Origin of the sequence: Chakrabartyella piscis, assembly GCA_030067835.1 — a bacterium.
GTDB lineage: Bacteria > Bacillota > Clostridia > Lachnospirales > Anaerotignaceae > Chakrabartyella > Chakrabartyella piscis.
The window spans coordinates 1,344,789-1,367,903 of the sequence record CP092441.1 but is presented as its reverse complement, the minus strand read 5'-3'; the positions used below and the strand labels follow the sequence as shown (position 1 = coordinate 1,367,903).

15 protein-coding genes and 2 pseudogenes are annotated in these 23,115 nt (G+C 37.9%); 3 read left to right on the top strand and 14 right to left on the bottom strand.

What is annotated here, in order from left to right; genetic code table 11:
• Complete coding sequence (locus MJY40_RS06130; protein WP_317856109.1) at positions 1-1,413, top strand: tetratricopeptide repeat protein; 1,413 nt, start codon at positions 1-3, stop codon at positions 1,411-1,413.
• A 175-nt stretch (positions 1,414-1,588) separates the two neighbouring features.
• Here MJY40_RS06130 and MJY40_RS06125 read toward each other — a convergent pair whose 3' ends face one another.
• Both MJY40_RS06125 and MJY40_RS06120 read right to left on the bottom strand, forming a co-directional pair.
• Positions 1,589-8,059 (bottom strand): GLUG motif-containing protein, encoded by a 6,471-nt coding sequence (locus tag MJY40_RS06125; RefSeq protein ID WP_317856422.1) that lies wholly within the window; start codon positions 8,057-8,059, stop codon positions 1,589-1,591.
• Between the two features lie 103 nt (positions 8,060-8,162).
• The gene (locus tag MJY40_RS06120; RefSeq protein ID WP_317856108.1) at positions 8,163-10,124 is read right to left on the bottom strand and encodes a hypothetical protein; all 1,962 of its coding nucleotides are present in this window, start codon (positions 10,122-10,124) and stop codon (positions 8,163-8,165) included.
• Positions 10,125-10,463: 339 nt separating this feature from the next.
• Here MJY40_RS06120 and MJY40_RS06115 point away from each other — a divergent pair, with 339 nt between their 5' ends.
• Positions 10,464-11,267 (top strand): LytTR family transcriptional regulator DNA-binding domain-containing protein, encoded by an 804-nt coding sequence (locus MJY40_RS06115; protein ID WP_317856107.1) that lies wholly within the window; start codon positions 10,464-10,466, stop codon positions 11,265-11,267.
• A 273-nt stretch (positions 11,268-11,540) separates the two neighbouring features.
• Here MJY40_RS06115 and aroE read toward each other — a convergent pair whose 3' ends face one another.
• The 7 genes from aroE to MJY40_RS06080 form a co-directional block, all read right to left on the bottom strand.
• The gene (gene aroE, locus MJY40_RS06110) at positions 11,541-12,845 is read right to left on the bottom strand and encodes a shikimate dehydrogenase (protein ID WP_317856106.1); all 1,305 of its coding nucleotides are present in this window, start codon (positions 12,843-12,845) and stop codon (positions 11,541-11,543) included.
• A gap of 30 nt (positions 12,846-12,875) precedes the next feature.
• On the bottom strand, positions 12,876-13,820 hold the full coding sequence (locus MJY40_RS06105; protein WP_317856105.1) for a substrate-binding domain-containing protein: 945 nt from the start codon (positions 13,818-13,820) through the stop codon (positions 12,876-12,878).
• A gap of 42 nt (positions 13,821-13,862) precedes the next feature.
• The gene (locus MJY40_RS06100) at positions 13,863-14,801 is read right to left on the bottom strand and encodes an ABC transporter permease subunit (protein WP_317856104.1); all 939 of its coding nucleotides are present in this window, start codon (positions 14,799-14,801) and stop codon (positions 13,863-13,865) included.
• 3 nt (positions 14,802-14,804) lie between these two features.
• Positions 14,805-16,295 (bottom strand): sugar ABC transporter ATP-binding protein, encoded by a 1,491-nt coding sequence (locus tag MJY40_RS06095; protein ID WP_317856103.1) that lies wholly within the window; start codon positions 16,293-16,295, stop codon positions 14,805-14,807.
• A 13-nt stretch (positions 16,296-16,308) separates the two neighbouring features.
• A complete protein-coding gene (rbsK, locus tag MJY40_RS06090; RefSeq protein WP_317856102.1) occupies positions 16,309-17,223 on the bottom strand; it encodes a ribokinase in 915 nt (304 codons plus the stop codon).
• Positions 17,224-17,239: 16 nt separating this feature from the next.
• Positions 17,240-17,629, bottom strand: coding sequence for a D-ribose pyranase (rbsD, locus tag MJY40_RS06085; protein WP_317856101.1), 390 nt, complete (start codon positions 17,627-17,629; stop codon positions 17,240-17,242).
• Between the two features lie 175 nt (positions 17,630-17,804).
• A complete protein-coding gene (locus MJY40_RS06080; protein ID WP_317853736.1) occupies positions 17,805-18,014 on the bottom strand; it encodes an ErpK protein in 210 nt (69 codons plus the stop codon).
• Positions 18,015-18,127: 113 nt separating this feature from the next.
• Between MJY40_RS06080 and MJY40_RS06075 the strand changes: the two genes are divergently transcribed.
• Positions 18,128-19,239, top strand: a protein-coding gene (locus MJY40_RS06075; RefSeq protein ID WP_317853734.1) for an IS3 family transposase whose coding sequence is annotated in 2 segments (ribosomal slippage) — positions 18,128-18,380 and positions 18,380-19,239 — 1,113 coding nt in all. Because the reading frame shifts where the segments join, the coding sequence is not laid out codon by codon here.
• A gap of 28 nt (positions 19,240-19,267) precedes the next feature.
• Here MJY40_RS06075 and MJY40_RS06070 read toward each other — a convergent pair.
• The 5 genes and pseudogenes from MJY40_RS06070 to MJY40_RS06050 form a co-directional block, all read right to left on the bottom strand.
• Positions 19,268-19,999, bottom strand: a pseudogene (locus tag MJY40_RS06070) (IS1634 family transposase); the annotation flags it as partial.
• 271 nt (positions 20,000-20,270) lie between these two features.
• Positions 20,271-21,158, bottom strand: a complete 888-nt coding sequence (locus MJY40_RS06065; RefSeq protein WP_317856100.1) for a LysR family transcriptional regulator — start codon at positions 21,156-21,158, stop codon at positions 20,271-20,273.
• Between the two features lie 89 nt (positions 21,159-21,247).
• Positions 21,248-21,391 (bottom strand): annotated as a pseudogene (locus MJY40_RS15560) (site-specific integrase); the annotation flags it as partial.
• 264 nt (positions 21,392-21,655) lie between these two features.
• Complete coding sequence (locus MJY40_RS06055; RefSeq protein WP_317854373.1) at positions 21,656-22,579, bottom strand: IS3 family transposase; 924 nt, start codon at positions 22,577-22,579, stop codon at positions 21,656-21,658.
• The gene (locus tag MJY40_RS06050; RefSeq protein ID WP_317854372.1) at positions 22,464-22,811 is read right to left on the bottom strand and encodes a transposase; all 348 of its coding nucleotides are present in this window, start codon (positions 22,809-22,811) and stop codon (positions 22,464-22,466) included. Before MJY40_RS06050 ends, MJY40_RS06055 begins: the two co-directional genes overlap by 116 nt.
• Positions 22,812-23,115: the final 304 nt, after the last annotated feature.

Here is a 23,115-nt window from a genome sequence, read left to right as displayed (position 1 = left end):
ATGAAATGTCCAAATTGTGGTTCTATCTTCCAAGAAGGGTTTATTTGCCCTGATTGCAATATAGACACCTTTATTTTTAAAAAAACACGTAATCTTTCCATTCGTTTGTACAACCAAGCATTGGAAAAAGCATATCAAATGGATTTGTCTGGTGCCATTGAGGACTTGGAACAAAGTATCACATTTGATAAAAACAATATCCAAGCACGTAATCTTTTGGGTTTGCTATACGCAGAAATGGGTAAAATGGCAAATGCTTTGGTTCATTGGATTTTCAGTTCTTCTGTGGTCAAAGAGGGTAATCCTGCCACAGGATACATGAGCTATTTGAAGAAAAATGGTAGAGAAATGGAAAAATATAACGATGCCATTGTACTCTACAACCAAGCACTTTATTATTTGAAACATGGTAGCGATGATTTGGCGATTATCCAATTGAAAAAGTCTTTGGATATCAACCCAGATTTGGTGGATGCATACAATTTGATGATTCTTTGTTGCATTGAAGATAACAACGTACAAAGAGCACAACATTTCATTGATCTTGTATTGAAAAAAGATGCCTACAACCCTACTGCTTTGCGTTATGCAAAATACATTGGTTTGCCAACCTATGCATCAAATTCCAATAGACGTGTAGAACGTTCAAGACCTGTAAAAGAAAACTCCACCATCATTTCCAATAAAAAAACAGATGGTTCTCCTACCATACCAAAATATCGTAGAAAAGAAAAAACAAGTGGTCTTTTGGCAAAACGTGATATCATTGCTTTTGCACTTGGTGTGGTGATTTCTGTTATTGTTTTAATGGTTTTGATTGTACCTGCCAACAACGAATCCAAGGATAATTTGATTGCAGAACTACAGTCACAGGTGGATATCTATTCTGGTGAAACCAATATGACACCAGAGGAAGTTTTGGAATTGCGTGCTACTGCTTCTGCTTTGGAAGATGAAAACAAATTGCTTAGAAGCGAAGAAACCAAACAAGCCAATATGGAACTTTTGCAAACTGCTGTATCTCAACTTTCTGATGAAGATTATGAAGCTTGTGTCACCACATTGGATAAAATTGACACCTTTGGTTTTGGTGAAGAAGATTTGGCAAAATACAATTCTGTGAAAGTAACTGCCTATCCAAAAGCAGCAGAATCCTTATACACACAAGGAAAAAGCGACTTTTTGAACAACAATTATGATGATGCACAATTGAATTTGGAAGCATCTCTCAAATATGCAGAAAATGATAATTTCATTGATGATACCTACTATTATCTCGGAAAAATTGATGAATCCAATGGTTATATAGATAGTGCTCGAGAATATTATCAAAAAATCATTTCTGGATATCCAGATTCCAACCAATTGGCAAATGCAGAAAATGCAATTGGAAACCTACCAGCAGTGGAATAAATAAAAAGATAAATATTAAGACCATATATCACTCGTAAAATGTGTTATGTGGTCTTTTTGATTCTATACTCTAAATTGAGATGCTTAGTTTATCATTATCTATATGAATATACAAAACCCATGTCACCAAACAGGCAACATGGGTTCAAATACATTTCTATGAAGTTTTGCAACTCTAATTTATAAATTCAGCGGTGACTTGTTGCATTACAGGTTGATACCCACTGGCAGTATCACAAACATGCCATTGCAACTGATACGCCGTTTCCTCCCATGACGAATTCCATGGCACTTCATACACACTACTGTCTTGGTAAGCCACAATATTTTGTACTGCTGCATCCAACATTTTTCCATCTTGACCATATACTGCCAATACACCTGTATATTGACTTTCTGGTAGCAGATGTTCCACTGTAACTGTGAGTATTCCATCTATCAACTCTTTGGAAACAATTGCAGCATCAGATATATTTCCAGAAATCTGTGCATCTGACACATTCAATACAGCAAAGTCTGTTGCAACTGTATCACCTGAACTAAAAGTAACTGTGTAAATTTGAGAATTGGAATTCACATCATTTTTAGGCAACAAATATTGGAATGTACCTGTTGCACCATAGGAAATGGTACCCACATCTTGGCTATACACTTCTGTTTCTCCCAAAGTGACAGTAAACATAGCATTTTCCAAGTCTATCAAACCATCATTTGTATAGGCAGCTTCCAAGCGGTAACTATCCACATTGTCTTCAAAATACACAGAACCAAATGTAATATGTCCTTCTGTTGCATCGAAAATCACTGTATTATCCTCCGATGTAGCATCCGTTCCTTCAGAAGGAGAAACCACTACATATACTTGGTTACCAGTTGTTGTAGTTGGTGCATATACACAAGTTAATGTTTTTTCAGCACCAGGATAAAGGGTTGTTTCATGTGTATTTTGTGAATATAAAGTTCCTCCAGAATTGGGATTTCCTTCATAAAGGGAATAGGTATATCCATTTACAATATCCTGACCAACATTTTTCACATCCACTGTAAAGACTGCCATATTGTCCAATGCTTGCTCTTGTTCAACCAAGTTGGATACTGCCAAATCCAAAGTGGGTTCCAATGTGAGTTTTGCCAAATTGGAGGTACCATACACTACAGAACCATTGACAATTTCGCTTTTTTGCAACTCTTGGTATGTCACAACCAAAGTTCCATCTTCTTCCATTTGTGCAGCAAATTTTTTCACATCATAGTTTCCACTGAGAATACAGCATGGGTATCTCCAAGAACCATCCAAATAATATGCACAATACAATTCTTCATATCCTTCAGCATTGATTTGTGTCCACAAAACAGCTTGTTTTGTGCTATTTTGTACATGAATGATTTGATTGCACACTTGACCATCCAAAGAAATATTCCCTATTATAGTACCATTTGTTGTTTCAATTGCAATTGCATCGGTGGTTGCATATGCCACATAAGACATGCCATCATTTGTGTATCCCACAGCACTATATCCTTCATCAGCAATATTTTTTATACTTCCATTGTTGGTCAATTCTTTTGTATATATTGCACCATCTGCATCATAGGACAAATAACATCCGCCTGCACCATAGCTCAATGAAACAGCACCTACACTACCCAAATCTCCTATGGTTTGTATATCTCCCATGCTGCCATTTTCATAGAATCCATAGTGAATTGAAGTGTTGCCTGTTGCACCACTGATATCTTGTTCTGTGTTGCTGATCCAAGCAACTGCTGCAACATCTTCATACTCTGCAACAACAGGTGCAATATCCATATATGCATTGTCTGTCAGTGACAATGTTGTTCCTGTTTGCATATCATAGAAAGAAATTTCTTTATCTGCAAAGAAAGCGGTTACATCTGCTGTATCGCTCAATTCAGAACGGTTGTCTTCCCAAACCACATAATTTCCATCCACATCAAATAAACCATCTGCGGTACCATCATCATCAATTGCTGTACCGTTTTTGGTCAAATTCATACCATTAATTGTCGAACGAGTTGTATCATCAATATGATAGAATATTGCATCTCCTTGTGGCATACTATACAATCCAGAAAAAGCATTGGACAAAATATAGGATATATTGCTCACATTTTGTAGCGTTGCAACAGAAGGTTTTGACAGATACTCTCTACCAATTAAAGTGTATTTTTGATCTGTTCCATCCACTTCTAGCAATTGACCATTTTGCAAGGAATATGTACGCACTCCATCTGGATAAACAAGGGTAATGAGAATGGCTTCTCCTCTAAACGTACCCAATTCACCATAAATACCAAATTCACCAGTTACGGTAGATTCCAAACTCAAATCTGGTGCCAAATTCAACAATCCATCATAGGTACCAATGCCAAAAAGACCTGCACTAATGACTTTGAATCCCACACCAAAGGAAATTTTCAATACCCCTTGAATTGGCATACTGGCAGTGAATACTGCATCTGAAAAATCAGCTTTCGTTGCAGAAACATCTATATCTGTTTTGAGGGATGCTGAAATCCCCAATTGGATCACCGTTGGTACTGTTCCAATCACCATGTTTTTATAGCCTTCAAACACCTCTATGTCCTCCATGGAAAGATGTAGTTCCAATGAATAGGCAGTGCCATTTTCCAAGGTGGTCAATGGAATGGTCATTTTGCCATCAACACCAATGATCACTTCTTTTTGAAGCACCTTAGATTCCACTTCTGATGCAATTTCAACATATACTTTGCTATTTTCGATATAAATTTTAATTTCGCCCAATTCTTTTGTATTAAACTCTAAGGAAGCACCGTTAAAGAAATCCAAATCAATACTAGGGCCTGTAACCGTTGGCAAAGAAGCAGTTTCGATTCCTTCTTTCAATTCTTCCAACAAATCCGTTATTTTGATGGACAATGGTTCTTCCACTGTACTTCCATTGCTGTCCACAGCCAAAATGGATAGCGTTTCCCCTTCTCTGACCGTTTCCCCTAGTACAATTTCCAATGAATTGTTTGTGATTTCCTTTTTGGTTCCTTTGGACCCCACCAAGTATGCTGTGCCACTGCCACTTTCCCAATTGATGATTGTACTGAGTGTATAGGTGTTGGTATCTCCTGCATCTATGGTCAATTCCACATCTCCAAGCACATCTCTATAGGTTATACTTCCGCCAGTGATGCGAGCACTTTGTATGATGTTGCCCAATTGCACTGTTTTTTCATATGTTTCGCTGCCAATATTCACATACCAACTATCGTCTGCATATGTATCATGGCTGACATATAGGTTGTAGTTGCCATATTCCACATCATAAATGGTGGCAATGCCATCTACATCGGTATCCGCTTCTTGGGAATCCACAGATACAGTTGCTCCTAATACAGGATTGCCACTTGGATCTTTCACAGTGATGGTTACTTGGGCTGTTTTACCATTCTCTGGAGTCGTTGGCGAGGTTATATCGGGCGTCATAACTGTATAGCCAGCAATACGTCCCATATATACTCTAGCATAATCACTTGTGGAGACGGTTTTATACATATACTCGGTCTCTCCAGCATCGATATAGGATACTTTACAGACACAGGTGACGGGCACCTTTAAATATCGGTCAAATGCACCATTAGTTTCAGGATAGTCATAGGTGGGGCTACCAATAGGGGATGTAATCGTTCCTGAAAAATAGCAGAATTCAATATCACCTGATACATAGCCGCCAATGCCGCCTGCATAAAAATAGACGTAATCATAGCAATAACCATTTTCTAGCTGTGCCCTATAATAAGAGTTCCAATTTGTTAGAGAGCAGACGTAGGAATCTCGGTAAGTATTTACGTAGTCTCTGAAGAATAATACATCTTGGTATTCTTCATCATTTATGACAATTATTTCACCTGTGCAAATACAATAAGAAATGGTACCTCCAATTCCAATGATACCACCTACATAACTCGTCCCAGTGACTGTGGCACTAAAGGTACACCCGGAAGTAATACCACTATGTCCAGCAATACCACCTACATTCGTCTCCCCTGTGACCGTGGCACTGGACGTGCAATTGGAAATATACTGTGTCAATCCAGCGATGCCACCCACATAGCGTTTGCCTGTGACTTTAGCACTAGATGTGCAATTGTATGCGGCAGACGAACTCCACATATATCCAACGATGCCGCCTATGGATGTTTCTCCCGTGACTGTAGCGCTGGAGGTGCAATTGGAGATGGTAGCCGACGAATTGAGCGTATACCCAAGAATGCCACCCACATGGTATTTGCCTGTGACTGTGGCATCGGATATGCAGTTAGTAAAGGTTGCATCTTCAATTGCGTGTCCAGCAATGCCACCTACATATTTTTCTCCTGTGACTGTTTCATCAAATTGACAATTGGATATGATTCCATCTACGTTTCCTGCAATTCCTCCTACATATGTTTCTCCTGCGACTGTTCCATTGGATTTACAATTGAAGATATCATCTCCATCCCCTGCGATTCCTCCTACATCGTCATTACCTGTTACACTTCCACTGGATTCACAATTGATAATTTCTCTACCACCTCCTGCGATTCCTCCTACATATGTTTCTCCTGTGACTGTTCCACCAAATCGACAATTGGTGATAGCCGCATCTGCATACCCTGCATTCCCTACTATTCCTCCTACACATGTTGTACCTATTATATCTCCATTGGACTCACAATTATAAGTGCTATTACTTGCATCTCCTGCGATTCCCCCTACATATCCTTCTCCTGTGACTGTTCCTTCAAATCGACAATCGGATATGATTCCATCTGCGCCTCCTACAATTCCTCCTGTATGTGTTTCTCCTGTAATATTCCCTACAACCGTACAATTCCTGATTTCTCCATTAGCATTCCCAGTGATTCCTCCCAAATATGTAGCTTTTTCTGTGTCTTGCATAACAGTCAAATTCCCTGAAAATGTACAATTTGAAATTATGCTATCACTCATAAGTTCTCCTGTGATACCACCTATCTCATAAGACTCAACATCAATGTCAAATGTTTCATCAAAATCAGCATGGCAATCCTCAATGGTACTATTTTGCGTAAAACCAACAAGACCACCAAAATAACATATTCCATCTCCATTGAAATTCGGAGTCAAGGAAACATCCTGAATCCTAACACCTGAAATAGTGGACTTATAAATGCCTCCAAAAATACCACATTCATCTTCACCTATGCCATATACATCCACATTGGAAATGGTATGTCCATTGCCTTTTATGTGACCTATAAACCACCAAATGGTTTCCCATTTATACTCTGCCAAATCAATATCTGCCACAATTTCATAGTAATTGCCACCCTCTGGGTCAACTGTAATTCTAGCAAACTCCTCTGGTGTGGAAATGATATATGGATCTGTTTCGGAGCCTGTACCACCTGCAAAGGCACTTGCTTTGACTTCTGACCAATATTCCGCTTTGATGACACCTGTGTTGATTCTCAAATGGGACGCATATTTGACCCATTCATTTTGGTCATATCCAGTTGCACCATCTTCATAATACAATTTCAATGTTGTAGGCATATCATCCCCAAAGCAATCCTCTTGCAATTGCGGTGCATTGCTCAAAAAGCAGATTGCTGACAAATTTTCGCACTCTGAAAAAGCATAGGAACCAATGGAAGTGACACTTTCTGGCACTGTATAAGTGGAACCTTCCCTTGCAGATGGATACACCATCAAAGTGGTCATATCTTTGTTGAACAATACACCATCCACAGCAGTATAATAAGGGTTATCCTCACTGACATAAAGCATCTGTGTATTGTGTGTGAATAAATTGTAAATATCTTCCACATATAACAAAGTAGAAGGCAGACTGATTTCCCAACCTTCATCTATTGCACCTGGCGAAATCACTTCTACACCCTCTGGAATTTCCACAAATGCATCTGGACTAATTATTTTGATTAAAACATCGCCATTGCTATTGAATAAATTACCATCCTGAATTTTAAAATATGTATTGTCTGGACTTAGGATAAAGGTTTCCAAATAATACAAGCTGGATAGATACAGCTCCTCCACAGAAGCTGGAATTGTCATTGTTATCATATAACGACTGTCAATGGTAGCTGTAACAACGCTATCTGGAATTACAAAATCCTCTATGTCATTTCTCCAAGGATAATGAATCAATTCTGTACAATCCTTATTATACAAAATACCATCTATACTGGTAAAATATGGATTATTTGCATCTACAATGTAGTTTTCAAGCTTATAGCAATCATAAGGATTGATATAAGAAACGGTTTCTGGCACAATCAAAGTGGATGCACTCCAAAAGTCTTCAACGCCTGTGACAGTATACCCTTCTACTGTGGCAGGTATGGTAACTTCACCATCTCCATAAGGGTAGATGATTCCTGTGCTGGTATCAAATTCATAACCATCCCCCCAAATGAAATCATCATACGTCCATTGCATTTCTGCTGTTTGTTCTTCTTGTGTTGTTTCTACCACGTCTATTTCTACTTCTTGTACCCCTATTTCCTGTTGCACTTCCACTACATTGTAAAGCTCATCCGCTCTGACCACCATTTGCGAAGCCATTGTCATCGCCAATACAATAGATATGAATTTTTTTGCTCTCATTCTTTTCACACGCCCTTTCCAAGATTGTTTTTCAAATGTATCTTCTCTTTTGCTACATGATTCTATAAATCCTCATTTTTAGGCAACTCTTTTCAATTACTCTTTAAAACAGTGCACCATACGCTTCGTTTGTTGCAAAAGCACGAACTTCCCCAACCCCATTCAGAGTAACTGTGTCGGTCTGCCATGTTTGATTGTCCTCACTTTCTACCATAGCTACATCCAAGCACTTCCCATCCTCATCATAAATGGCACAAAGTGCATATCCATCATAACCTCCTCGTCCTAAAGTTACCTTTGTGGTGGTTGCTGTAGTACTTGCAATTTCTGCATTTACATTGGGTGCATCTTCAATGACAACTGTTAACATAGGTGTCATTGTTGTGATCCAACCATAAGTACCATACCCTACATAGCAAGCAAACATCCACTGCCCCGCTTCACTGGTATCCACTGTATAGGTTTCACTTCTATGATTCAAATCCTCAAGAGATGTGTAGTAATTCACCGTTTCTCCACCTATCCAATTGTAGAAAAGTGAGCCTTTATAACCAGCCATTTCAACCACTTCTAAGATGACAGTATCTCCCCTTTTCACAGTTATCGTGTCATTCTCTACCACTTGGCTTTGGCAATCAATTTTTACAACAGGAATATCCGCTGAACCAGCAATCACATCCAATGCTTTGAACTGGATGTGTTCCCCTTGTTCTGATGGTGTGAAAGCATCATAAGCACCAAAATAGACTGCACACCCTTCTTTCAAGGACATAGGTCCTTCTACATTCAAATATTGAGGGTAAATATCTTCTGCCCAATTTTCTCCATTAAATCCATATACTCCAGTTGCACCTTTTTCTGCCAACGCAGCATAAAAATTCAAGAATAATTCTTCTGTAGAATCAGCCCCCACCAGTTCTGTCAAAGGAATCAATACATCTTTATAAAAATATTTTTCTGACAATAAAATTTCATACAAATCTTTATATATAGCATCTCCATTTGTCACACCATCTTGTTGCGCATATTGTGTCCGTAGATATTGTCCAAATAGATAAGACAGCGCATAATCATCCAAAGAATCACCCCAATATGCAAGGGACACACTGCCTACCGCAATCGCACTAGATCCATTGTAGTAGTCGATACGACTGTCCTGTACTCCATAAATCAAATGCTCTGCTGCCATAGAAAATGCCTCATTCAAAAATGTTGGCTGATAGGAATCCTTTACCATATACACACTATATGCAATCATATGCTGTAATTCATGGGCTACAGTGGAATACGTCTGGGATACACCCACATATTCCCCATAGGCATCATGCATTCCTTGTGCTGAATCTACATGGAGAATATCCAATCCTTTGAGCAACTCACCTGAATCAAAGTATCCCCCTGTATAAGAACCATACGTATTTTCACCATCACCATCAATATCATAACAAAGAATATTGACCTTTCCATCTTTATCTTTGTCTGCATTTTCAAATCCGCCAAAATATTTCACCAACGCTGGATAAATGACTTCATCATATTCTTCTGCCAGTTTTTCAGCTTCCTCTGTAGTCAAACGAAAATCAGACATTTCTGTTTTGGGTACCCAAATGTTAGAATAATCTCCTACTGCAATCACCTCAAACTCAACATACTGATCACTATAATACGAATATGCCACGCTAAATGAGTATGTAGTACCAAGTTCAATGGTACCAATGGTCTCCATAAGCACAGCTTCATCCCATTCCTCCACCAAAGGCGTATTGACAGAAATGATGCCACGTCCATATGCATCATAACCCATAATTTGTTCTGTTGTATCATCTGATTCCATGAGATTCGCTTGGATACTAGTTCCAGTAACAGGGATGATACCTGTTGATTCACCACTGGCATCATAACTACCGTCATCCCAATAAGCAAGGGAATCAAAGCTGGTATTGACAGCCACCAATCCGTTGGCAGCTGGAAGTTGTTCTATGGCAAAACCAGTTGCCATCATACATTGGGAAGTCAAACAAAAACTCAATACTACAGCTGCTGTTTTTTGCAATCCTATCTTCATAAATCTCCTCCTATTTCAAACACATTGACATGTAAACATATACTTGTAGCAATAAATGGAAAATTATACAAAACAACAAATTTTATTGTCACAAATGCTCTTTGTATTTTCCAAGTATAACCCTACTTTTACCTTCTCTTTTCAATTAAAAATCTACAAGGTATTCTATGCTCAAACCCTTGCTACTACTTTCTTTATGTGGTATATTATGATGATAGTATAGGTGGTATTTTTTGTCAATAGATTCAGAATTAATGGTAATTATATGGCATTATCTGTTTTTTGGCGTTACAATTTTCATATATATTGGGTGTTGTTTTGTTTGCAGAAAGGATTCTTATGAGCAGAAAAAATGAAGATCAACGAAATATTATACAATTGAGCCAAGATGTATTACATGGTTTTTATGGTCGAAATATTAATCATCTAATACATCTATTGGCTGATGATTTTTTGTGGATTGGAGCCTTTGATTTTCAATACACTACAACAAAAGAGCAATTTTTAAATATCATACAATCTGAACTACGAGCAGAACCATTTACCATGCTTGAAGAATCCTTTTCTGTGGTTTCAAGCAATTCATATACAACCGTGGTATGCGGAACTTGCAAACTCATTGCCCACACAGAAAAAGATAAAATTATGCAAACACATACACGCTTCACCCTTGTGTGGAAACATCGTGGCACTCTTACACAATTGGTACACATCCATGGATCCAATGCACAGGATATCCCTCTTTCTGTTGATATTGCCCCTGTGGAAATTTCTCCTGATTTTAATTTCTTTCAATATTTGATGGCAGTGGATGCAACCTCAACCGATTCTAAAAAAATTGTTTTTCGAGATATCTCTGGTATATATCATTATTTTTTTGCAGATGAAATACTTTATATAGAAGCAAGTTTGAAAAATGCAATCCTTTATACAAAAGAAGGTTCTCTGAAAATTTCTGGTTTGCTCTCCGCTCAAGAGGATAAATTGCCACCTCAATTTTACCGTATTCATAAAAGTTATCTTGTAAACACCTTATATGTCAAATCCATCCAACGGTATAAAGTGGTATTACAAAATGATATGGAACTACCTGTAAGCAAACAAAAATATGTTCATGCCCGTGAAATTCTGTGCTGCAAATAGACTGCTATAGTGGCAACATATTACAACAAAAGTCAAATCATCAAGATTGTGAAAATCTCTTTGTAAATAATGAAACTATAGGTCTTCTATGATAAAATAAGCGTTTATTGGAGTATTTTCAAAATTTGCAAAATCTCATAACTGGTCTAAAGTATCGGCTCTTCATCAAATGTTAGGGTGGGATTGATTTTTCAATTTCACCCTTTGCTTGTATCACAAACAAAAAACTCGATATCCATTCAAAACAGATATCGAGTCTCCTTTATTTATGATTTAATTTGAACTTTTCTTCAGTGCTTCTCTCATAATTTCAATAGGCGCATCTACTCCAGTCCACAATTTGAAACTAATTGCCCCTTGGTTTACTAGCATGGAGAAACCATCAAGTGCTTTGATGCCCATACCGCTCACTTTTTCCACAAATTTGGTACGTAAAGGATTTGGAATTACATCACAAACCACCATATCCAATCTCAAAGAGTCATAGTTGATGTTTGGAATGTTAGGGTCTGGATACAAACCAACAGAAGTACCATTGATCAAAATATCCACATCTTCTGGAATATCCAATGCTTTGTCCCAGAAAATGAATTCTGCTTTTGCATCTGTTCTATCATTGATCAATTTTACAAGATTTTCGCCTTCTGCTTCCACAATGTTGGCAATCACAATTTCACGAATGCCTTCCATTGCAAGTTCCACAGACATTGCACGAGCAACGCCACCAGCACCCAAAATCATTGCTTTTTTACCTTTGATTTCCACTTCTGCATCTTTGAGTGATGTGATAAAGCCTTTGCCATCTGTATTTTCACCCATCAAAACATCGCCATCAAAATACACAGTATTGACTGCACCAATAAGCTCTGCTGCATCGGAAAGTTTATCCAAATATTGCAACACTTCAATTTTATGAGGGATTGTGATATGGGTTCCTTTCATATGGAAAGCACGCAATGCTGCCACTGCTGCTTCCAAATCTTTGGGTTCCACCAATGTTGTATTATAGCGATAATGCAAGCCCAAAGCCTTAAATGCCGCTTCCATAATGACAACAGTTGGATTTTCATCCACAGGATAACCAAACAAGCCAATCATTTCACTTCTATAGTTCACTTCTTTTTCTGCCAAATATTCTTCCAAAACATCCACAATGATTTGGTGATCTTCCATATGAGGAGAACCCGAAACGCAAATGGAGCCAATGACACCAGTACCAATTACATGAATTGGAAACCCTCCGCCAAGATATGCATAATCATTTTTATCCAAATACCAATCTTCTTGCAAATCTTCATTGGTTTCCTTCAAAATTTCACCTACATGCAAAGAACTTTTGTGCACTGTATTGACCGTATTGATTTTACGATTGAGCCACATCTCATTGTGATTGTTGGTGCCATCAAAGCCATATCGAAATACTTGGTAGCCATTCACAGTAATGTCAATGGCTACATGTGCATGATTCAATTTCGCTTTTTCAACAAGTAGCATCCCAATTTCCAGTGCAGTGTCATTTGAAAAACTTTTGAATCTCAAACGTTTTTCTTGGTCTTCATATACTTTCAAGTTACTCATAGAAAAACTCCCCCATCTGTTTGTTTTATATTATTCAGCCACCAATGCAAGTTCAACTGGAACACTTTCAGGTACTGTTTCGCCAGCAATTGCTTGCAAAAGTGTTTCGATACCTGTTGTTGTCATCAAGTCAGGTTTTTGTGCAACAGTTGCTGCCATTGTGCCTTCAGCTACAGCTGCCACAGCATCAGCAGATGCATCGAAACCAACGATTTTGATTTCACCAGAACGTCCAGCTGCATCAATTGCTTCCATAGCGCCCAAAGCCATTTCATCATTATGAGCGAAAACAGCATCGATTTCTGGTTGCGCTTGCAAAATGTTTTCCATTACTGTTAAGCCTTCTGCTTTGCTGAAGTTTGCTGTTTGTCTTGCAACTACTTCGATACCAGCTGCATCCATAGCAATGTTGAAGCCTTCGCCTCTTTCACGTGTAGCAGATGCTCCAGGAACACCTTCCAATTCTACAACTTTGCCAGCTCCGCCAAGCAATTCTACGATATATTCACCAGCCATAACGCCACCAGCTACGTTATCGGATGCGATATGGGACAATACTTCACCACCATTAGCAGAACGGTCCAATGTAATTACAGGAATACCTGCTGCATTGAGGTCTTCAACAGCTGTTGCAACTGCATCAGAATCTGTAGGAATGAGCAAGATACCATCTACTTTTTTGGTGATCAAATCTTCTACGTTGGAAGATTGTTTTACAGCGTCATCTTGGGAATCCAAAATAACAATGTTCAAACCTGTTTCTGCTGCATATGCTTCTGCTGTTTCTTTGATGGTTACAAAGAATTCTGTTGTAAGTGTTGGCAAAACCAACCCAATTGTCATTGCTTCTTCTGTTGCCACTTCTTCACTTGCACCTGCATCTGCTGCTGGAGCTTCGCTTGTTGTGCTGCTTCCGCAACCCACTGCTGCGAACATGAGAGTTGTTGCCAAAACTACGCTAAATAACTTTTTCATACTAAATTCCTCCTTTTTTACTTACCCTCGTTTACCTTGCTTTTACTTTTCTCTATCTAACAATACTGCTACCAGTATCACTAGCCCTTTGATGATTGTTTGGTAGTAAGATGAAACATCCATCAGATTGAGTGCATTGCTCAACATACCAATAATCATGGCACCAATGATGGTACCTGTAATTTTACCTCGTCCACCAGCAAGTGATGTACCACCCAAAACAACCGCTGCAATGGCATCCAATTCATATCCATCTCCAGCTGTTGGTTGTGCAGAAGAAAGTCTTGCTGTTACAATGATTGCTGCCAAAGCTGCAAGACATCCGTTGATTACATACGCCATAAATTTCACTTTTTTTGTATTGATACCAGAAAGATGGGCTGCATCTTCGTTGCAACCAATTGCATATATGTATCGACCAAAAGATGTGTGATTTAGGAGATAATATCCCAAGATATATACCACAACCATGATGATGATTGGAATGGGAATGCCAAACAAAGATTCTTTCCCGATGAAACGATACATGATACCAGTGCCTTCACTTTTGAATGAAATGGGTCTACCTTGGGTAAATACCGTTGTCATCCCTCTGAAGATCGTCATCGTTGCAAGTGTCACAATAAATGGTTGCAATTTGAATTTGGTAATGAACAAACCATTCATCGCACCAGCAATGACACCAATTGTCAATGTAACCAAAATAACCACTATAATATTGTAATTATTCAATACCATATATGCTGAAACTGCCCCTGAAAAAGCCAGAGTAGAACCAACAGAAATATCAATTCCACCAGTCAAAATAGCAAAAGACATCCCTGCTGCAATGATGGCGTTTACAGATGTTTGTCGCAAAACATTGGACAAGTTACTTGGCTGTAAAAATTCTGGCCTCATAATGGAAATTGCAATCATAAACACAACCAATATGATAATTGGTCTATATTTCTCAACATAATAACTCACACTTTTTCTCATAATTTACCCCCTCTTTGCAAAAATAAGTTCCAAGATAACTTCTCCAGTGGCATCTTTTCGATCAACTTCACCCTTAATGGTTCCTTCATGCATAACCAATACCTTGTCACTCATCCCCAAAATTTCAGGCATTTCTGAGGATATCAAAATAATGGTTTTCCCTTGCATCTTAAAGAGGTTAATCAAATCATAAATTTCTTTTTTTGCCCCAACATCAACACCCCTTGTAGGCTCATCAATCAAAAGCACTTGCGGGTCTGTGATAAGCCCCTTTGCAATGGCAACCTTTTGTTGATTCCCACCAGACAAGTTTTTAATCTTTTGATGGATGCTTGGTGTCTTGATATTCAATTTATCTCGGTACCCACCGCAAACTTCCAGTTCTTTTTTCTTTTGAATGATTGTATTTTTTGTCAATTTTTCAATACAAGATATGGTGATATTGCTCTTGATATCCAAATCCAAAATTAGGCCATCACCTTTTCTATCTTCAGAGATATAGTAAATCCCATTGGAAATGGCTTCCTTTGGACTATTGGATTTGATTTCTTTTCCATTCAAGAATATTTGTCCACTTTCTGCTCTATAGGCACCATAAATTGTTTTGGCAAGCTCTGTTCTGCCAGCACCAACCAAACCAGAAACACCTATAATTTCGCCTTTTTTTGCAGAGAAAGAAACATCATGTATGTATTGATTGGAAAGGTTTTTCACTTCAAATACCGTTTCACTTTCACCATATTCCACATGAGGGAATTGTTCTTCCAAGGTACGTCCAACCATCAATTTGATGAGTGCATCCTCATCCAACTCTTCCACTTTATTTTCTGCAATGAACTGACCATCTCGCAAAACAGTGATGCGATCACAAATTTCAAACACTTCTCCCAATTTATGAGAAATATATACCACACCAATATCTTTGCCACGCAAACCATTGATGATGCGGAACAAATTTTTCACATCACTTTCAGGCAATGCATCTGTTGGTTCGTCCATAACAATGATGTCTGCATTCATGGACAATGCCTTTGCAATTTCCACCATTTGTTGTTTCGCCAAAGACAAGTTGCAAACTTCTTCGTTAGGATCTAAGTCAATTTCCATTTCATCCATCAACTCTTTTGCCTTTTGCACCATTGCTTTTTTATCCAACTTTCCAAACTTGGTTTTGATTTCACGCCCCAAGAAAATGTTTTCATATATCTTCATGTAGGAAATCATATTCAGCTCTTGATGAATGATAGCAATTCCCGCTTCATTGGCTTGTCTTGGTGTATCAAACGCTACTTTTTTTCCTCTAAAGACAATTTCCCCTTCATATTTGGGGTACACACCAGACAATACCTTCATAAGAGTACTTTTTCCTGCGCCATTTTCTCCAATCAACGCCATACATTCACCCTTATAAATGTTGAAATCTACATCAGAAAGAGCCTTTACACCTGGAAATTCTTTTGTGACTTTTTTCATCTGCAATACACACTCTGACATAAACACCCCTCCTTTATTGTTTTAAGTTTGCACTATATGTTTCTAACTCTTCCATAGTTGGCATAGAGCTTTGTGCACCTTCATGTTGCACTGCATAAGATGCAACCTTTTGCCCCAATGAAATTGCTTCGTCGATATTCTTATTTGCAATATAGGAATGAATGAATCCGCCCAAAAAACTATCGCCAGCAGCTGTTGTATCCACTGCATTTACCTTGTAAGCTTCGAACAACATACGTCCTTCTTTTGTTGCTCGATATGCACCCTTGTGTCCCAATGTCACAATAACCACCTGCACATGCAATGCAAATAAATAATCAATGGCTTTGTCTATTTCTTCAATTGTATTTGTTGGCATTCCCGTAATGGTTTCCAATTCAAATTCATTTGGTACCAAAACATCCACAAGCTGAATCATATCCGCATGCAATTCCTTGGCTGGTGCCGGATTCAAAACAGTCAAAACACCATTTTCTTTTGCGATACGAAACGCTTCCATGGTTGCTTCCAACGGAGTTTCAAATTGACTTACAATTGCTTTGGATTTTGCTATGACATCCGCATTTTTTTGAATATATGCCTTATCCACCAAACCATTGGCACCCGCTATTACAATAATATTGTTTTGTCCTTCTCCATCTACACAAATGGTTGCAACACCTGTGTTAGTTGGTTCTTTTTCAACAAAGGATACATCCACACCAGCTGTTTGCATATTTTTCAAAACAAACTCGCCTGGTGAATCTTCTCCAACTTTCCCCAAAAAACAAACTTCTGTACCCAATTTTGCAGCAGCAACACCTTGGTTTCCACCTTTGCCACCAGCATGTTGTTTGAAACTAATTCCTTCTATTGTTTCACCAACAAGGGGACGTTTTAATACATTTGTCACCATATCCACATTGATGCTTCCCAATACTGTAATCATTTCGTCCCTCCTTATCTTAGAATACGACTCCTGCACACAAAATAATATTTGCATATGCCTTTGTTTCACCTGTTCTAATGACTGCCTCTGATGATTTTGTCAATTCTTTGAATTCAGAATGTGGCACATATGAAATATCTGCAAATTTCTTTTGCAATTCTGCATCCAATATTGGATTTATGGTTTTGATTTCTTCTGCTAAAATCACTCGTTCCACGCACAACTCTTCCAAAACAATTTCCAATGTCTGCATAAATGTGGGAATGTTGTGTGTCAATGCCAAATCAATTCTTTGTACACCATTGTAGATAGGAAGTCCTGCATCTCCAATGGTTAAAGTTTGTGTATGTCCCATTTTAGAAATCACACTACTCATTTCAGAATTTAATACTTTTGTTTTTTTCATATATGTCTCCTTTTTAGGTAAATTTAGGTAAACGTTTAACTAGGTGGACAAAAAGAGGAAATATTATGTACTTCCTCTTTGAATAATTTCATGTTTTAATCTCAACTTCCTGAAATTTACCCACTAAAACATTTATAGGTCTAGGACGTTTACAAAATCGTCCCAGACCTAATGTTTATTTACCTTCAAGAAACTTCAAAATGTCCTCGTAACTTCGTGTGCTATTCTCCATAGCTTCCAGTAACTCTTGTTTTTGCAGATCACTTTTCTTCTCCTGCAATGCAACTAACTCTGCTAGTGCTTCATCATATTTATCTTTACATTTGAATACATGTTCTTTAGCTCGTTCTATCTTTTCATCTATCGATATACTACGTCTTCCCATTTCTCTAATCCTCCTATGACTCTGCCAAAACAGCTTGGAATGGCTATACTTAACTAGACAGAAAAGATAAGGTCATGTAAAATAAAACTAATATAAAATAAGGAGATGATTACATGACTAAAAAACGACAACGAAGAGAATTTACAGAAGAATTTAAACAGCAGATGGTTCAATTATATAACAACGGAAAATCGAAAGCAGATATCAATCGTGAATACGATTTAACACCATCGGCACTGAATCGCTGGATACAGCGTTACAATGCTACTGGTTCTACAAAAGAAGCTGATAATCGCACACCAGAAGAAGCTGAACTCATCAAACTTCGTAAAGAGCTACAACAGCTACGAATGGAAAATGACATACTAAAGCAAGCGGCGCTGATATTCGGACGAAAGTAATTGTAATTCGAGCAAATCGACACAAATACTCTATATCAGCCATGTGTAAATGCCTTGAAATCAGCAGGAGTACCTACTATTACGAGGCTTCGTCCAAGAAAGATGATACGGAATTAGAACAAGAAATTGAACGGATTTTTTATGAAAATAAAGAAGTCTACGGAAGTCGTAAAATGAAAAAAGAGCTGAAGAAGTTGGGCAAACAGGTTTCTAGACGCAGAATTTGCCGCATTATGAAACGTTTAGGGCTAATTTCGGTCTATACCGTTGCCAAGTTCAAACCACAAAAGCAACAATGCAATGAGTCGCCAGTAAAAAACGAACTAGCTCGTCAATTTGATAACCAGCCTCCCAATGCAGTAATTGTTGGGGATTTGACGTATGTTCGAGTGAACTATAAATGGAACTATGTTTGTATCTTAATTGATTTATTCAACCGAGAAATCGTTGGATTTAGTGCAGGACTTCACAAAAATGCTCAGTTGGTATATGATGCTTTTGCAACAATCAAAGGGAATTTATCTGAAATCGAGCTGTTCCATACCGATCGCGGCAGCGAGTTTAAAAACTATCTCATTGATGAAATGTTAGATGTGTTTCAGATCAAACGATCCCTCAGCATGAAGGGCTGCCCCTATGATAATGCAGTTGCAGAAGCCAATTTCAAGGTATTCAAAACAGAATTTGTTCGAGGACGAAATTTCGTCAGTTTGGAGCAATTGAAGTTAGAACTTGCAGACTATGTGCATTGGTTCAATAACATACGTTTGCATGGCTCTTTGGATTATAGAACACCAGCCGAATATCGGGTACTGACCTTATAAAAATTGTCCAAAAAAGTGTTGACATTCCACTTCCAGGATAATCCTCACAAAACAGAGGCTCTCTATTCGTTCTATCGTAGGCGATAGCATGATTAATAATCGGTTTATCATCCCCCGTTTTCGAATGTCCAAACTCTGCCAAATCTATATCACCTGCCTGACAGGTCATGTTAGTAGAATCATACGATATGTAAATCTGTTCCCTATGATTACGTGACGCATTCCATTCATTCAGAAATCCAACACTTTGATTTATTGTGATTTCACTAAGAAAATCAGATACTTTACTATCACTATAAATATGCATATCAGATGTAAAGAGCGGATGGTTATAAGCGTAGTCTGGATAATATTGTGCTGCGTTATTTTCTGCAATAATAGAGTATGTAACTAAATCCAAAAACAGATCCTCATTTTTACCAAGGATACGCTTTAGCATCGTATCAAGTTCATAGTCTTTAATAATCTTCTGTATCATCAAATATGAACCTATCCGAAGACAACAACTTCTTTTACTACGATCCTTTTTATCTGGTAGTTCTTTATCCGGAAAATATTTTAGATAGTTTGCATTGGGATACATTTTTTCAATATCCTCCTCGCATCGTCTCCCTATTGTAGTTCGTTTCGGAATCGTATATTGTTTTTCAGGTTTATATATTCGGTCATATTCATAATTAATGTACGTTACATCTTTTATCTTTTTCCTTGTGATTTTCCCCTTGCTCTCAGGTATTTCTACTGTAAAATCAAAGTACATACGCTCTCCTTTCTTAGTGAGTATACCCACTAAGAATAGTATACACTAAAAGCCCAGAAAAATCAATAGATTTGCCGATTTTACTGGACTTTATTGGGTTTTGTTTTTATTTAGTGTCAAAATTTCAGGAAGTTGAGATAATCCTAACAGAACGGGTGGACACACAGGTCCACCCCCTACATATTGTGATGATGTATCGTAGGGGGGCGTACCTATGTATGCACCCGACCACCTTGTTTTCCACAGACACACTTATTTTAAATTGGGAAACTCAAATTAAGCTTTGCAAATGCTCTAAAAAATCTTTGGATATATCATTCAACTCCAAAAGTTGATTTTTTACATATCCCAATGTCAAATATTTTTCATCTGAATCAATGACAATCTTGTTATCATTGACTTCTATCTCCAAATCAATACCCAAATAGCAAAGGGTTGTGTCATTTAACATTTCAGACACCAAATGATCGCTATTGGTGAGCACCTTATCTTTAAAATAGCTGGTGTTGATTTCATTCAAGCTGACAAAATCGAAATGATGCTCCACAGAAAAGAAATCCTTCAAACCACGGATATATTGCAACTGCGATAATTCTTCTATGGTAATGTCCTTCTTTTTCTTATAAAATTCATGTTCTTTTCCTACATACACACAAAGTTCACCCTTCTTAATGGGCACAAATTCCAACTGCTTATGGGATATGATATGTGCAAAGGAATGCTCTTGTTTTGGCGAAACGTATAACAACCCAAATTCACAAATCCCTGTGGATACAAAGTCTATGATGTCTTGCACCGAACCTTCACGGTAATGTATGCTCTGTTCACGCTTACCATAAAAAGAAGTGAGTAATTTTGAAATTGTTTTGCTGGGATAAGAAGCGATATTCAAGATATCATTGTTATCGGCAAAATCCAGATTTTGCATGATTTCCACTTGTTTCAAAACATTATTTGCATAATGATAAAATTGTTCTCCCTTTGGTGTCACAATGATGCCTTTTGAGGTGCGTTCAAATAGTTTGGCACCAATTTCCTTTTCCAATAGCCCAATGGATTTACTGATGGCTGGCTGTGATGTGAATAGCTTTTGCGACGCTTTGTAAAAACTTTTTTCTTTGACCGATGTCACAAAATATTCCAGTTGTCTAATTTCCATATTATACATCCTTTTATAATAGATATAGCGGTTATCTTTTGCTAACTAATAGTACCATGATTATATATGTATTGACCATTTCATTTTTCTTAAGAAATTGTCATCTCTATATTCTGCAACCGATGCATGATAAATCCTTGTTTGCTAGGGAACAAGTGTGCATATTGATATGTAATGTCTATGCTTTCGTGTCCCAATCTGTCTGCTATTGCCACTGCTGAAAAACCCATATTGAATCAGTACCACCAGCTTAGCGAGTGGTTTGCTCTGTGGCTATAAGCCACTCTTCCCCGCCAACCTCTAAAGAGGCATAAATTTTCTTACTTCTGCACTACTTGCCTTACAGCTCTATCGAGCCTTATAAAGTTAATATTATCCAGTGTATAATTAGTTGTTATTTTCATTCTTGATAATCTATAATGGCTCAGTTGTCAAGACAAAAAAACAATTCTTTTTTAATGAACTCAATTTAATAAAGGAAAGAGTAACCCCTCCTCTTATGCTGCCATTGGTAACAGTTGCATGGGATAATACATGGATGCTGGTGTCTGGTAGTCCAGCGCCGAATGAAGACGTTCAAAGTTATATGTGTGAATATACTTTGCTATCTCTATTCGAGCCTGCTTAATGGATGTATATTCTGTCAAATATGCTTCTTCGTATTTGAAGCTGCGAAACCATCGTTCAATCATGATGTTATCAGCCCATCGCCCTTTGCCATCCATGCTTTGTTTGATTTTTTGTTCCTTCAAAAAGGCTCTGTATTCATTGCTTGTAAATTGAGAGCCCTGGTCTGAATTCAATATGATAGGTGTTGCTACTTTCAATGCCTTTTTGACCGCATTCATAACCATATGAGTGCTTAATGTATCATCCACTTCCCAACCAACAATGCAACGACTATACCAGTCGATGATGGCTGTTAGATACAGAAATCCGTGTTTTGTTCCAATATAGGTGATGTCGATTGACCACGCCTGATTGGGACGTTCGATAACCGCATTACGCAATAGATAGGGGCATATCTTTGCCTCCTGCATGCGTTTGGAAAGGTTCATCTTTGGATAAATCGGATCAATGGCCATTTCATTCATGTAACGTCTAGCACGCTTGCGACCTACGTTATGGTTGCGTTGTTTCAGTTGTGCTGACATCTGCCTTGCACCCCAAGTGGGATGTTCTGTGTGTAGCTGATCAATGATTCGTTTGCATTCCAATTCCTCAGCGGATATCGCTGGCTTTTCATAGTAGATGCTGGTACGATTCACCGATAACAGCTTTGCACCTGTAGATACAGGTATATCCTTAGTCTTCGAAAGGTTTTGGAGAATACTTCGTTTCGTAGTCTGGTCCAAGAACTTCTTCAGATTTTTTTTTGAGCCAGTCCACTTGCATTGTAAGTTGACCGACTTTTTTGGCATATGCTTCTTTTTCCTTACGCTCTTGTTGTAATTTTTCGTTCGTTTTTTCCATACGAGTATCATCAAATGCAGCAGATGCATTGGATAAAAATTCTTTTTTCCAATTTCTTAACAGGTTAGGCTGGATGCAATTTTCGGTAGCCAATGTGTTTAAATCTTTTTCGCCTTTCAGCAACTCAATCACCAAATCGGCTTTGAATTGAGCGGTGAAACTTCTTCTTGTTCGAGACATGTGTGAGCACCTTCTTTCTGATGTTGTTAGTATAACAAATTCATTAAGAATTGTCTCGAAAATTGTCTTAAATCACGGTACCATTATAAACAGAAGAAGATATAAATCAGTGGAATAATGAATTTTTTCAAGATTTTGGATATTATCCATGGGAAGAATGTAATGATGACGATGATAATTATAGTGAAGATAAGGGACTATCCCAAAGTTTGTGTAAACCTCCAAATTGATGTATGATAAATACAATCAGTTTGGAGGTTTTATTATGGCAAAAAGAACAAGAAGCGAAACACCACAAAAACAA